Raw genomic sequence first — 12,085 nt, 5'->3', positions numbered from 1 at the left:
GCCGAAGGCGTGCGCCTATTAGCGATTAACGGCGTGGAGCCTACGATCGAGAATATACAAAACGGATCGTATCCGCTAATCGAAGAGTTTTATATCGTCGGCAAAAAGAACGATATAAGTCAAAACGCGCAAAAACTGATCGATTGGTTTTTAAGCGATCAAGGTCAGGCGTTGATCGAGGACGGCGGATATGTTCCAATAAAAGATAGCCGATGATCGTTAAGGAACTGCTAAATATATGCGATCTGATCTCTCCCTTTGATACGCAGGAGGTTTGGGATAATAGCGGTTTAATAATAGGCGATCTCGACGCTAAAATATCGCAAATATATCTCTCTTTGGAAGCGGATAAGAAAGTTATAGATGCTCTGCCAAACGGCGCGGCGTTGATCGCTCATCACCCGCTAATTTTTTCGCCGTTAAAGTCGCTTAATTTCGCCCAATATCCCGCGCTACTAATCCGCGATTTGATCATGAAAAACGCGACGCTAATCGCTATGCACACAAACTTTGATAAAAGCAGTCTAAATCGATTTGTCGCGCGCGAGATTTTAGGCTGGCGCGAGTTTTCCTGCGAGGGCTTCGCCTGCTTTCACGAGACGCGGCTTAGTTTTGAGCAAATTATAGAGCTTGCGAAAACCGCTTTTGGCGGCGTTAGATCGATCGTCCAGCCCGCGAAACGCGATCGCTACAAGATCGCGTTTTGTTGCGGAAGCGGCGGCGGTTTGATCGGCGAGATCGAGTGCGATATTTTGATCGCGGGCGATCTGAAGTATCACGACGCGATCAAAGCAAGAACGCTTGGAATCGGCGTTATCGACGCGGGACACTATGAAACGGAGCGGTTTTTTGGCGAGGCGCTACGTTTGGCGCTGGAAGAAAAGGGCATAAACGCTATAATCGCGCCTTCGCAAAATCCATTTTCCGACGGGATACGATGAACAAACACTTAAGACAACTGATCGATCTTAGCGATCTGGATAAGACAATCGACGATTTTCTGCCCGAAGAGGAGCGTATCAACGGCGCGTTAAACGCGCTGTTGGACGAGCAAAACCGCGCCAAACGGCAGATCGAGGAAACGGAGTCCATTATCGTTGAAAACCGCGCCAAAATCGCCAAGCACGAGGCGCATTTAGCCGAGCAGTCGGTCAAGCTCGCTCAACACGCGAAAAAAAGCGGCGATCTGAAAAGCGAGCGCGAAGTCAAGGCGCTTTCGCTAGAGGAGGACATAGCGCGCGAACAGGTAACTTTTATCAATGAGGAGATCGCAAGAATACAAAAAGACGAAGGCGATCAAAAAGCGCGGATTGACAAACTTAAAACGCGCATTATTGAAATAGAGTCGCAAGTCGGCGAGTCGAGAAAGCAGAACGCCGACGCGTTAGCCGAGTTAGGCAAAAGGCGCGACGCGGTAGTCGCAGAGCGAGATAAGCTCGTCGCGGAGATTCCGCAGAAGGTATTTGGATTTTACGCGAAAATCCGTCGCTGGGCGGGCGATCGCGTAGTTGTTCCCGTTAAAAAACAAGCCTGCTACGGTTGCTTTATGAAAATTAGCGATAAAGTCTATAGCGAGGTGATCGCCTCTCAAGAGATCGTAACTTGCCCAAGTTGCGGTTGCATTCTTTACGTCAAAGAGGACGAAAAGTCGGAAGATAAAAAAGACGCGGCGTAACCGACGCTAAAGAGCGCTCGATGTTTAACTTTTTTTATATATTGACGGCGTGGGTCGTTTGGGCGCTAAGCCTGCCGTTTTTGGCGTTCGCCGCCGCCGTTTCAAGCAAGGCGCGATCGTTTTTGCTATTAAGAGCGCTTCCTTTCGGCGGTTTCAGCGCGCCGTTTTCAAAAAAAGGGGTCTGGATACACTGCGCGAGCTTCGGCGAGGTTAGGGCGATCGCGCCGATTGTGGAGTATATTCGGCGGCAAAACAAGCGATTTTGCATATCCGTAACTACTAAAGCCGGCTACGAAGAGGCGAATAGGCTATATCGCGGCGAGTCGATTCGCGTCTTGCCGTTTGAAAACTTTATGCCGCTTTGGATTAGGCGGCAAGACGCGCTGATCGTTTTCGACGCGGAGCTATGGTTCTCGTTGTTTGCCTACGCTAAAAAACGCGGCGCCACAACCGCGCTTATCAACGCGCGTATCCCCGCGAACAGACTTAAAAGATACAATCGCCTGCGCTGGTTTTATAAGCGGGTATTTGGACGGATCGATTTTATTTACGCGCAAAGCGACGCCGATCGCGATAGGCTGATCGCGCTTGGCGCGAAAAACGTTCTAACGTTAGGCAATATCAAGCTCTTGCAGATTCCGCAAACGACGCGCGGTTTTTCTAAACCTTCGGTTCTTTCGGTCGTCGCCGCCAGCACGCACGAAGGGGAGGAGGCGCTTATTTTGCGCGCGTGGATTAGGAGCGCGATTGGAGGGAGGCTCTTTATCGTCCCGCGCCACTTTGATCGCTTTAACGCGGCGTGGAGAGAGATTTCGGAGATCGCCAAAGAGAGCGATCTTAGCGTTGAAAGATTTAGCGATTTAAACGCGCTGGGCGACGCGCAAGTAACGCTGATCGACGCTATGGGACTGCTGATCGATCTCTATGCGATCGCGGATATTGTCGCGCTGGGCGGCGCTTTTGCGCCAAAAGGCGGGCATAATCCTATAGAACCGGCGCATTTTGGTTGCAAGATTGTAACGGGCGAGCATATCTTTCATCAAAAAGCGTTGTTTGCGGAGATTAGCGGCGTGATTTTTTCCTCTAGCGAGCGTCTTGCCGAATCGTTAAGGCAGGCGTTGAGCGCGCCAAAACCTAAAATTAAAGGCGCGGTCGATCGCGAGGCGTTCGAGGCGGCGTTAAATTATGTTTGCTAACGTTTCCGGCGCGATCGAGCTTAAAATCAAGGCGACGCCGAACGCGCAAAAAGATATGATCGTAGGCGTTCGAAACGGCGAATTAGCGGTAAAAATCAACGCCGCGCCTGAAAACGGCAAGGCAAACGCGGCGTTAATCGCTTTTATGGCAAAAACGTTTAAGATCGCAAAAGGCGCTATAGCGATCGCGCGCGGCGAGGCGGGCAGGCATAAGGTTTTGCGTTTGCCCGATTCGCCGCAAACGCGAGAAAAGCTAGAGGAGATCGCCAACATTTACGCAAAGGATTAGCGATGAGAGTCAAGAGAAGTTCCCTAAAAGCGTTGCGACGCGTCCCAACCGCCAAAACCTGCGCCAAGGAGCCGCGATGAAAAAAATATTTCTAATCTGTATGCTTTCGGCGTTTATTTGCGCCGCCGCCGAATCGCCGGCGGTCGTTTGGTTGCGCAAAGATCACTTCGCCTGCTCGCGCGAGGCGTGGCTAAGGGATACCTTTGAATTCGCCGCGAAAAGCGACCGCGCCTCTATGGCGAGTTATTTGGCGATGGGGCGGTGTTTTAGGACGCTTGAGGCGAGAGTTTATATTTGGTCGCTAAAAATCGACGCGGCGCAGGTTCTTATCGACGGTAGAAAAATGTGGGTTGCCGCCGCCGCCGTTAAATTTGACGATTAACTTTCCGCCCCGTTCAAGCAGGTTACCGCTAAAGCGTCGGATTTTAATCGGCGGCGTTAGACGCGCGGCTCGCTATATCGCGCCGTTATTCGAAGGCGTTTTGCAAAGCGCGATCGCGCTTCAATTTATAATTATTATTATTTAAGAGCTTTTTTGCTAAGCTGCCAACGTTAAAATTTATTGAAGGAGACTATCATGTCGCTTGTAACAACGCAAGCCCCCAACTTTACGGCGAAAGCCGTTTTACCTTCCGGCGAGATCGCGGATTTTGAGCTATATAAGAATATAGGACCCAAAGGCGCGGTTCTGTTTTTCTGGCCTATGGATTTTACGTTCGTCTGCCCGTCCGAGATTATCGCTTTTGACAAGCGCGTCAAAGAGTTCAGAGAGCGCGGTTTTAACGTGATAGGCGTTTCAATCGACAGCGAACATGTTCATTGGGCGTGGAAAAATACCCCCGTTAATAGCGGCGGTATCGGTCAAGTGCAGTTTCCGATCGTGGCGGACGTTAATCACGCCATCGTTAGAGCTTACGACGTTGAACATCCGGGAGCGGTCGCTTTTAGAGCCACTTTCGTTATCGACGCGAAAGACAAGGCGATTCGGCACGCGACGATTAACGATCTGCCGATCGGGCGCAACGTAGATGAAACCCTGCGAGTCGTTGACGCCGTGCTATTTACCAACGAACACGGCGAAGTATGCCCCGCCGGTTGGCATAAAGGCGAAGAGGGCATGAAAGCCGATCATAAAGGCGTAGCGGATTACCTATCCAAAAACGTCTCGAAACTATAATAATCACAAAAACGCCACGCTGTTTTTGTAGAATTTAATATGAACGTGCGGGAGATTGCCTTACCTTCCCCCTCTCCCGCCGTTTATCTATCGACAAAACCCCTCTTTGCTTCGTAACGCTTTACGACTATGCGGCTCGCCGTCTTTCCAGCCTTTTCGCAAGGTTAATTCGCGTCTATTAACGCGGCTTTTATATTTCGCGAACTAAAACTCGGTTGGTTTTTCGAGCGGTTAGATAGATTAACCGTATTTTGCAATAGAGGCTTCGCGGTTTCGATCCGTCAAAATCAGCCCAACGGGGGATACGAGGCGAACGCATAAACCGTCCGTTTTATGGACGGTTTTGCGTATGTAAGGCGCTCTAAACCGCCTAGATAGACGGCTTCGCGGCTAGGTCTATTTGAGCGTTTTGATATGCGCCGCTACGGTTTCTATATCTTTTTCGCTGAACGGAGCCATATTGCCCTTCATCAGAGCGCCCATTCCATAGGCGTTATTAGCGCCGGCTTTATAGCCTTTAAGCGCGGTAACGATCTCCTCTTTGGTCATAGTAGAAGGCGGGCGACCTTTGTTCATGCCAGATTTATCCGCTTTGGGACCATGACATGCCACGCACGATCTAAAAAGCGTCGGTCCGTCTTTTTGAGCGCTCGCCGCGGGCGGCGTGGTCGTCGCAGGCGGAGTTGTCGCCGTCGGAGGCGTGGTAGTCGCTGGCGGCGTGGTCGTCGCAGGCGGAGGCGTTGCCGGCGTCGTAGTCGCGGGCGGCGGCGTAGCCGATTTAGTAGCCGATCCAGCCGACTTGTCTTCGCATCCGCCGCTAATCAAAGCGACAATAACTAGAGAGGTTACGAGCGAAACGGCTCGCATCGTTACAACTTTTCTGCTCATTATTTTAAGTCCCTCTGTGATTTTGCAAGCGGGATTATAATAAAAAGAAACTTAAAAGCTAAGGTTTTAAGCCGATCCAATCAAGCGTAAAATCGCTTTACGATCGCGCTAAAACCTACGCGAAATAGAGCGCCGATTAGCCTCGCGACGGCAAAGCGTCTAAGGCGAAACTTGTTTAACGCGGCTAGAATGCGATTTAGCCGACAAACTTAACCGAACGATCGCCGGACGTTAAACGCCCGATTATATAGCCGCCGACGGAAGCGGCGATTGCCTCCGCGTCGTTTTTATCGACAATCCATATCATGCCTACGCCCATATTGAAGGTTCTAAACATCTCCTCTTTAGCGACATAGCCGCTCATCAGCTTGAAAATCTCCTGCGATCTGATTGATTTGCTTTCCACTACGGCGCAAAGCCCTTGACTTAGCGATCGCGGCAGATTTTCCACGATGCCGCCGCCCGTAATATGCGCCAGAGCTTTTACGCGCGTTTTGTGCGCTTTGAAACGTTTAACGTATATTTCGGTGGGTTTTAGCAAAACCTCGATCAGCGTAGCGCCGTCGAAAGGATCGTCGAATTTCATGTTAAGTTTTTCAAATAGCAGTTTTCGCGCCAGCGAAAAGCCGTTGCTGTGCAATCCGCTACTTGGTAGCGCGATCAGCGTATCGCCCTCTTGTAGGCGCGGCGGGTTGGTTATCTCGTCTTCTTCGGCGATTCCGACGGCAAATCCCGCCAGATCGAAATCTTTGGCGCCATACATTCCGGGCATTTCGGCGGTTTCGCCGCCGATAAGCGCGCATTCGGCTTCTATACACCCTTTGGCGATCCCCTCCACGACGGCTTTTGCTTCGTTTGCGTCGAGCTTGCCCGTCGCGTAGTAGTCCAAGAAAAACAGCGGCTCGCCGCGATTGCATATCAGATCGTTTACGCACATCGCCGTTAGATCGACGCCGACGCTTCCCAAAATCCCGCCGTCGATCGCCAGCCTTAGTTTCGTCCCCACGCCGTCCGTTGCGCCGAGCAACACGGGCTTTTTATATCCTTCGGGCAGTCTGAAAGCCCCCGAAAACGAGCCGATCGAGCCTAAAACGCCGCTTGTAAAAGTAGATTTCACCACCGGTTTAATCGCCTCCACAAAAGCGTTTCCAGCCTCTATATCCACTCCAGCCTGTTTGTAATCCATTATCGCGCCTTTAATTAAAGAGGCGATTTTAACCTTGCGTCAATAAAACCGCTTCAACCGCTCGGCGCTAAAATCGGCGCTATGACTATGAAAACAATTGTTGCGGAGATAGCGGCGCATATACCGCTGTGCGTTATCGACGAGCCGAAATCGGCGCTTATTTTAGGCGACGTTATAGACAAAACTTTGATCGACGAAATAGCTAAACACAACGTCGCCATAACGATCTGCTCGTTTCGCGGCGCGGATTTTACTTACGATCAAAATATAGCGTGGAAAACGGGTTCGATCGCGATCAACGCGCAAGATTTAGAGGATAGGTTTGATTTAATCGTCGATTTAAGAACGCAAAAGCCAAACGGCGACGAGGCTAAAACGGCGCTTGCGAAACTAACCGATCGCGGCGTTTTGCTTAAAGCCTTCGGCGCGTTGGAGGCGGAACATCTGAAAGCCTACCGATCGCGGCGCTTTGTCATACCCTGCGCCCTTAGCGCGTTCGCGCCGCTAGACGGGGCGGTAAGCGGTTTTGTGTTTGCCTCCGACAGGTTTCACCCAACCGCCGACCTTAAATTGCAAAAAGCCGATATGTTAGACGACCTGAGCTATTACTCGACGGAAACGCACAACGCCGCTTTCGCGATCCCGCCTTTTATTCTCGCTCGGTTTGACGAATTGATAAAAAGTTAATGCGTTTTACGTTAGAGGCTACCTGCAAAACCGCCCGCGCGGGGCTGATCGAGTGCGCTTACGGATCGATCCAAACGCCCGTTTTCATGCCCGTAGGCACCGCGGGGGCGGTCAAATCGCTGGACGCGATCGACCTAAACGAGATTTTGCGCCCGCAAATTATCCTAGCTAACACATATCATCTCTATCTGCGTCCGGGCGCGGAGGCGGCGGAGCGTTTTGGAAAATTGCGCGGCTGGACGAAATTTGGCGGATTATTCCTAACCGACAGCGGCGGCTTTCAGGCTTTCAGTCTCAAAAGCGCGAAGATTAGCGACGAGGGCGTGCGGTTTCGGAGCCATATCGACGGCGGCGCTCATTTTTTCACGCCCGAAAAGGTAATAGCCGTTCAGCATACGCTAGGAAGCGATATTATGATGGTTTTAGACGATCTGCCCGCGCTGCCCGCAAAGCCTAAGCGCATACGCGAGTCGATCGATCGCACCGGCGCGTGGGCGCGCCAATCGCTCGAATACCACCGCAAGGCGCAAGAAAACGGCGTCGCGCTAACGCAAAACCTCTTTGCGATCGTCCAAGGGGGGACTAACGGGCGTTTTCGCGCCCAAAGCGCGGCGGAGCTGACGGCGCTAGAGTATAACGGCTTTGGCTTCGACGGCTTCGCGATCGGCGGGCTTAGCGTGGGCGAAAGCGCGGAGGAGATGTATCAAACGATCGATTTTACCGCGCCGCTTTTGCCAAACGACAAACCCCGCTATCTTATGGGCGTTGGAACGCCCGAAAACCTGATCGAGGGGATCGATCGCGGGATCGATATGTTCGATTGCGTAATGCCCACGCGCAACGCCCGCAACGGGACGCTTTTTACAAGTTTTGGCAAAATAAACGTCAAGCAATCAAAACACGCTCTTGAAAACGCCCCGATCGACCCCTCGTGCGACTGCTATACCTGTAAAAACTTCTCGCTCGGCTATCTAAATCACCTGTTTAGATCGGGCGAGCTTACCTACTACCGCCTAGCCACGCTCCACAATCTGCGCTACTACCTGAACCTTATGCGCCGCGCGCGCGAGGCGATCCTAAAGAGCGAGTGGGAGAGCTTCAAAAATGATTTTTATGCTAAAAGAACACGATGATTTTCGGACGAATCGACTACCTTAATCTACTGCCGTTTTACGTTTTTTTGAAACGCTATCACCCGCGGCTTCTGCAGATGAGCAACTTCAAAAAAGGACCTCCAAGCGCGATTAACCGCCTATATAAGCGGCGCGCGATCGACGCGGGGATAATCTCTAGTATCCGCAGCCGCAAGCAAAAGGGCGCGAATATCGGTCTTATCGCGCACAACGAAGTTACAAGCGTGCTTGTGCTGGAGGGCGATTTTAGAGCCGACGAGGAGTCGGAAACTTCCAACGCGCTGGCTAAACTGCTCGGTCTTAAAGGGCGCGTGGCGATCGGCGACAAGGCGCTAAAGCTCTTTGTAGGCGGCGCGAAGGCGATCGATCTGGCGTTGGAGTGGCAGAAACGACACAAATCGCCGTTTGTGTTCGCAAGGCTATGCTACACAAAGGGCGATCGCCTGATCAAGCGGATCGAAAAGCAGTTTTTCCGCCGAATGACGCGGCGCGTTCCGCAATTTATCCTGCAAGATCGCGCTAAAAAGAGCGAAATAGCCGTCGATGAGATTAGCGCTTATCTAAATAGGCTAGAATATCGAATCGATAAAAAAGCCGCTAAGGCGCTTAAAAAATTCCTGTTTTTGGCAAAGGGTTTATGAACATTCTGTTTGCGCTTTTTGAGCGCGAGTATAACGACGCGGTATGGCACGCGCTAAACGTAGCCGTCGCGTTGCGGCAAGACGGACACGACGTAAGGATCGCGCTGGCGGCAAACTCGCCGATCGCGCGAGAGGTCAAAGCCGCCAAGGCGCCGATAGAGACGATCTTATCGGCAAAAAGCGGCTTGTTGGCGTATCTCCACCAGCGAGCCACGTTTAAGGCGTTGCAAAGCCGTTTCAAAGTCGATCTGCTCGTTAGCTACGGCGAAACGCCTTGCGCCTCGTCGCAGTTAAAAGGCGCGGGCTTTATAAACGCCGTTTGCGAAATAGGCGAAAAGATCGCTTGGATTAAAAGAGCCAAGCGCGTTATCGCCGCGAGCAAAGCGGTAAAAAACGATCTGATCGAACGCTACGGCGTAAAAAGCGATCGCGTTTTCGTCGTTTATGGCGGGCTTGATCCGCTCAAGGAGTCCGATCGCCGAAAATATCGCGCCGAAGTCCGCGCCAGGCTAGGTTTAAGAGAAGAGAACGTGCTAATAGGCATTATGGGCGGCGTTAGCGAGCATAGCGGACACAAACTGTTGATAGAGGCGCTAACTAGCAGTTACCACAAAAATCTTAAACTGATCGCCCTAACCGACGACGACGCGCAGATCGAGCCGTTTATGTGGCTGTGCCGTCAGTATAATATCGCCAGCGTGGCGCTTGCCGAAACGATCGCCAAAGACGATCTAAGCGTTATTTGCGCTCTTGACGTGGGCGTAATAGCTTCGCTAAAGCCAAACGGAACCGCGCGTAAAGCTACGGCTTTGATCGCCTGCGGCGTAAGCGTGGCGGCTACGACGCTAAGCGCGGATAGCGAGCTTGCTAACGCGCGCAACTGCTACGACGAGCCGCACCCAACGGTTTTGCTAAATACCATTATCGCGCATGAAACGAACGACAAAGTCGCGGATCGCTCCGCGTTGCGAGCCGCGTGGAACGCCGCCGCGAGGGGAGCGAGATAAACGCGGATTTTTTGACGATTATGCTGTAAAATGTCGCAAAGGAGAACAGATGATCCGCCTGCTTTTTATATCGTTTTGTTTTGCCTATCTCTCGTTTGCCGATAACTTTATTAAGTCGGAGGCTTGGGCAAAAGAGGACGAGTATCTGATTGACAGCCGTTTTCCCAACGATCAACTCCCCGCAAAAACGCCGCTGACTATGCCCAAAACGCCGCTTCCGTCTATAGAACCGATCTATAGAGACGAAGCGAGCGCTAGCGCGCCGCAAACGGAGCCAATCTTTGAACAGGCGCCAACGGACGACCAAGCGGAGGCTTCGTTTTGGATACAGATCGGCGCGTTTTCCAATCCGCAAAACGCAGCGGATTTGAGCCGCAAGCTGATCGAGAGGGGCTACGACGCCAAAGTATTTGCGAAGGAGCTAAACCGCGTAGCCGTCGGACCTTACGTTTCGGTTAATCAAGCCGAAGAGGCGCTTTACAACGTCAGATTGTTCGAGCCCAACGCGTTTATAACGAAAGCCGATCGTTTCAAATAGCTATGAGCGGGGGCTTGCTTCTTGTTTGCGTTATCGCGAGCGCGGCTCTATGCGTATATGCTAATCCAAACGCGCGGCGGTTTATGAAAAGAGCGGCGCGTAGGGAGTTTAGAAAAAACCCCAACGCGCCGCAAACAAGCGACGATCTCTCAAGAGCGTTGTCGCTCGGGCTTATCTACTGCGAGGAGATCGGAGGCTTCGCAAACGGCGTGGCGACGGGATTAAGCGCCAATCGGCTTGATCTGGAGTTGAAAAAATGGGGAATCGGCGACAGATCGAGCGCGGTTTCTACGCTAGACTGGCTAAGGCAGAGCGGCGATCGCGCCTTTTTTGACGATATTTTACTTCTCGCGTTAAAATACGCCAATAGGCGCGAGCGTCAAAACGCGGCGGCGGCGCGATACGCTGCAAGCGCGCCGCTTCTTAGCGCGCGCGCCGATCGCTTAGCAAAAGCCGTTGCGCGCAAGAAAACGCACCCCGACTTTCCAATCGATCAGAACTCCCTGAAAAAAGGGATTTTGGCGTGGGACGCTAGCAGGCTGGTCGTAGTGGCGCGTTTCGCCCTAGAAAAGGGCTATATTAAAGAAGAAACGGCGTTGGCGCTTATAAAAAACGCATACGACGCTACGATTGCTCGCTATGATAATTGGCGCGAGTTTGCGAACGGATATTTAATAGGCGCGGCGTTGGTTAGCGGCGCGGCTAAACTTAACCTGTTGTATTCGATCGCAAAGAGCGCGCTAAAAAGCGATAGTTGGAGCGCCTCGCCGCTTAAAAACGATAAGGAGAAAAAATGAAAATCGCGGCGCCAGTTCACGACGATAGTTTAAGGGTTTTCGCAAACGCCGGACACGCGCCATATTTCGCCGTATTTAGCGTCGTAGGAAACGGCGCGTTTCGCGCTATAGAGTTAGAAGCTCTTCGCGCCAATCCGCGCGTAAATCTTGAAGCCGAAGCGGGGTGCGAACACGAAAGCGACGATCCGCTAGAAGAGTGCGGCTATGAGAGCAAACGCGAAGAGCTTAAGGTTATGACCGCGATTCTAAGCGACTGCTCCATTCTTGTAACCGCCAAGGCGTGCAAAAACGCCAAGCGAGCCTTTGAGGAAGCTGGCGTGAAAGTCAATGTTTTGGGCGTTGGGTATAAGAGCGCCAATGAGATTATCGACGCGTATATGAGACAAAACGCGCGAGCTAAAATACGCTAGGAGACTATCTTACGCTTCGCGCGGGGCGCATAGACGAAAGACAACCAGATCGCTTAAACCAATGTAAAACGCCGCTTCCCGCTCTCTTTAAGCAAACGCGGCGTTTATGCGTAACCTTTTTTGCCTCGCTATAAACGCGAGGCGATCAAAGCGAATGCTCGCGATAAAAACCTCTCTTTGCCTCTCGCCGTTTTAGGAACGACAAACGCGCTCGGCGGTAATATAATAGACGTTTTTGCTCGACGCTTGGCAAAACGCCTCTTTTACTTGCGCGCAAACCGAAAAAGAGAGATTGCCTTTTGTCGGGCAAACGTTGCGTGTTGCTTTTACTGGGCAAGAAAAGCTAATTTAAGCGGAGACGATCTAGCATTCGCTAATTTTGATTTCATCAGGAAGGAGATTGTTGCAATGCAACTCATTCAGTTTGGATCGATCCTTAATCCGTTATCGGAGGTCAAAAA

17 protein-coding genes are annotated in these 12,085 nt (G+C 51.7%); 15 read left to right on the top strand and 2 right to left on the bottom strand.

Going from position 1 to position 12,085, the window contains the following annotated elements; translation table 11 throughout:
* From LBF86_09600 to LBF86_09570, 7 genes are all read left to right on the top strand, one after another.
* Positions 1–216 (top strand): phosphate ABC transporter substrate-binding protein, PhoT family (locus LBF86_09600; protein ID MDR0665752.1); only part of this gene is annotated, 216 nt, incomplete at its 5' end.
* Positions 213–941, top strand: coding sequence for a Nif3-like dinuclear metal center hexameric protein (locus LBF86_09595; protein ID MDR0665751.1), 729 nt, complete (start codon positions 213–215; stop codon positions 939–941). The genes LBF86_09600 and LBF86_09595, both read left to right, overlap by 4 nt.
* Positions 938–1,675, top strand: a complete 738-nt coding sequence (locus tag LBF86_09590) for a C4-type zinc ribbon domain-containing protein (GenBank protein ID MDR0665750.1) — start codon at positions 938–940, stop codon at positions 1,673–1,675. The genes LBF86_09595 and LBF86_09590 overlap by 4 nt, the downstream gene beginning before the upstream one ends.
* A gap of 20 nt (positions 1,676–1,695) precedes the next feature.
* The gene (locus LBF86_09585; protein MDR0665749.1) at positions 1,696–2,871 is read left to right on the top strand and encodes a 3-deoxy-D-manno-octulosonic acid transferase; all 1,176 of its coding nucleotides are present in this window, start codon (positions 1,696–1,698) and stop codon (positions 2,869–2,871) included.
* Positions 2,861–3,160: a DUF167 domain-containing protein gene (locus tag LBF86_09580; protein ID MDR0665748.1), complete on the top strand. Its 300-nt coding sequence runs from the start codon at positions 2,861–2,863 to the stop codon at positions 3,158–3,160. Before LBF86_09585 ends, LBF86_09580 begins: the two co-directional genes overlap by 11 nt.
* A gap of 76 nt (positions 3,161–3,236) precedes the next feature.
* The gene (locus tag LBF86_09575; GenBank protein MDR0665747.1) at positions 3,237–3,542 is read left to right on the top strand and encodes a hypothetical protein; all 306 of its coding nucleotides are present in this window, start codon (positions 3,237–3,239) and stop codon (positions 3,540–3,542) included.
* A gap of 195 nt (positions 3,543–3,737) precedes the next feature.
* Positions 3,738–4,337 (top strand): peroxiredoxin, encoded by a 600-nt coding sequence (locus LBF86_09570; GenBank protein ID MDR0665746.1) that lies wholly within the window; start codon positions 3,738–3,740, stop codon positions 4,335–4,337.
* 396 nt (positions 4,338–4,733) lie between these two features.
* Here the strand turns inward: LBF86_09570 and LBF86_09565 are convergent, their stop codons facing one another.
* Positions 4,734–4,949: a cytochrome c gene (locus LBF86_09565; GenBank protein ID MDR0665745.1), complete on the bottom strand. Its 216-nt coding sequence runs from the start codon at positions 4,947–4,949 to the stop codon at positions 4,734–4,736.
* A 52-nt stretch (positions 4,950–5,001) separates the two neighbouring features.
* On the opposite strand from LBF86_09565, the gene LBF86_09560 reads away from it, so the two are divergent.
* The gene (locus LBF86_09560) at positions 5,002–5,265 is read left to right on the top strand and encodes a hypothetical protein (GenBank protein ID MDR0665744.1); all 264 of its coding nucleotides are present in this window, start codon (positions 5,002–5,004) and stop codon (positions 5,263–5,265) included.
* 156 nt (positions 5,266–5,421) lie between these two features.
* Here LBF86_09560 and purM read toward each other — a convergent pair whose 3' ends face one another.
* Positions 5,422–6,411, bottom strand: a complete 990-nt coding sequence (gene purM, locus LBF86_09555) for a phosphoribosylformylglycinamidine cyclo-ligase (GenBank protein MDR0665743.1) — start codon at positions 6,409–6,411, stop codon at positions 5,422–5,424.
* An 87-nt stretch (positions 6,412–6,498) separates the two neighbouring features.
* Between purM and LBF86_09550 the strand changes: the two genes are divergently transcribed.
* From LBF86_09550 to LBF86_09520, 7 genes are all read left to right on the top strand, one after another.
* Complete coding sequence (locus LBF86_09550; protein ID MDR0665742.1) at positions 6,499–7,098, top strand: hypothetical protein; 600 nt, start codon at positions 6,499–6,501, stop codon at positions 7,096–7,098.
* Positions 7,098–8,231, top strand: coding sequence for a tRNA guanosine(34) transglycosylase Tgt (gene tgt / locus LBF86_09545; protein MDR0665741.1), 1,134 nt, complete (start codon positions 7,098–7,100; stop codon positions 8,229–8,231). The genes LBF86_09550 and tgt overlap by 1 nt, the downstream gene beginning before the upstream one ends.
* Entirely contained in the window at positions 8,228–8,872 is a 645-nt protein-coding gene (locus LBF86_09540; GenBank protein MDR0665740.1) for a hypothetical protein, read from the top strand. The genes tgt and LBF86_09540 overlap by 4 nt, the downstream gene beginning before the upstream one ends.
* Positions 8,869–9,879: a glycosyltransferase gene (locus LBF86_09535; GenBank protein ID MDR0665739.1), complete on the top strand. Its 1,011-nt coding sequence runs from the start codon at positions 8,869–8,871 to the stop codon at positions 9,877–9,879. Before LBF86_09540 ends, LBF86_09535 begins: the two co-directional genes overlap by 4 nt.
* Before the next feature lie 49 nt (positions 9,880–9,928).
* Positions 9,929–10,417 (top strand): SPOR domain-containing protein, encoded by a 489-nt coding sequence (locus LBF86_09530; protein ID MDR0665738.1) that lies wholly within the window; start codon positions 9,929–9,931, stop codon positions 10,415–10,417.
* A gap of 83 nt (positions 10,418–10,500) precedes the next feature.
* Positions 10,501–11,214, top strand: a complete 714-nt coding sequence (locus tag LBF86_09525) for a DUF1266 domain-containing protein (protein MDR0665737.1) — start codon at positions 10,501–10,503, stop codon at positions 11,212–11,214.
* Positions 11,211–11,624: a hypothetical protein gene (locus tag LBF86_09520; GenBank protein ID MDR0665736.1), complete on the top strand. Its 414-nt coding sequence runs from the start codon at positions 11,211–11,213 to the stop codon at positions 11,622–11,624. The genes LBF86_09525 and LBF86_09520 overlap by 4 nt, the downstream gene beginning before the upstream one ends.
* The last annotated feature ends 461 nt before the right edge of the window (positions 11,625–12,085 follow it).

Source organism: Helicobacteraceae bacterium, from assembly GCA_031258155.1.
Taxonomy (GTDB): domain Bacteria; phylum Campylobacterota; class Campylobacteria; order Campylobacterales; family SZUA-545; genus JAIRNH01.
The sequence above is the reverse complement of the archived record's forward strand: the minus strand, read 5'-3'. Positions and strand labels throughout refer to the sequence as shown.

What these genes read in the sequence shown, in the direction of transcription:
- LBF86_09520 (MDR0665736.1), top strand. Translation starts at nt 11,211, where the DNA reads ATGAAAATCGCGGCGCCAGTTCACGACGATAGTTTAAGGGTTTTCGCA.
- purM (MDR0665743.1), bottom strand. Translation starts at nt 6,411, where the DNA reads ATGGATTACAAACAGGCTGGAGTGGATATAGAGGCTGGAAACGCTTTT.
- LBF86_09595 (MDR0665751.1), top strand. Translation starts at nt 213, where the DNA reads ATGATCGTTAAGGAACTGCTAAATATATGCGATCTGATCTCTCCCTTT.
- LBF86_09585 (MDR0665749.1), top strand. Translation starts at nt 1,696, where the DNA reads ATGTTTAACTTTTTTTATATATTGACGGCGTGGGTCGTTTGGGCGCTA.
- LBF86_09535 (MDR0665739.1), top strand. Translation starts at nt 8,869, where the DNA reads ATGAACATTCTGTTTGCGCTTTTTGAGCGCGAGTATAACGACGCGGTA.
- LBF86_09580 (MDR0665748.1), top strand. Translation starts at nt 2,861, where the DNA reads ATGTTTGCTAACGTTTCCGGCGCGATCGAGCTTAAAATCAAGGCGACG.
- LBF86_09525 (MDR0665737.1), top strand. Translation starts at nt 10,501, where the DNA reads ATGAAAAGAGCGGCGCGTAGGGAGTTTAGAAAAAACCCCAACGCGCCG.
- LBF86_09590 (MDR0665750.1), top strand. Translation starts at nt 938, where the DNA reads ATGAACAAACACTTAAGACAACTGATCGATCTTAGCGATCTGGATAAG.
- LBF86_09530 (MDR0665738.1), top strand. Translation starts at nt 9,929, where the DNA reads ATGATCCGCCTGCTTTTTATATCGTTTTGTTTTGCCTATCTCTCGTTT.
- tgt (MDR0665741.1), top strand. Translation starts at nt 7,098, where the DNA reads ATGCGTTTTACGTTAGAGGCTACCTGCAAAACCGCCCGCGCGGGGCTG.
- LBF86_09570 (MDR0665746.1), top strand. Translation starts at nt 3,738, where the DNA reads ATGTCGCTTGTAACAACGCAAGCCCCCAACTTTACGGCGAAAGCCGTT.
- LBF86_09575 (MDR0665747.1), top strand. Translation starts at nt 3,237, where the DNA reads ATGAAAAAAATATTTCTAATCTGTATGCTTTCGGCGTTTATTTGCGCC.
- LBF86_09550 (MDR0665742.1), top strand. Translation starts at nt 6,499, where the DNA reads ATGAAAACAATTGTTGCGGAGATAGCGGCGCATATACCGCTGTGCGTT.
- LBF86_09540 (MDR0665740.1), top strand. Translation starts at nt 8,228, where the DNA reads ATGATTTTCGGACGAATCGACTACCTTAATCTACTGCCGTTTTACGTT.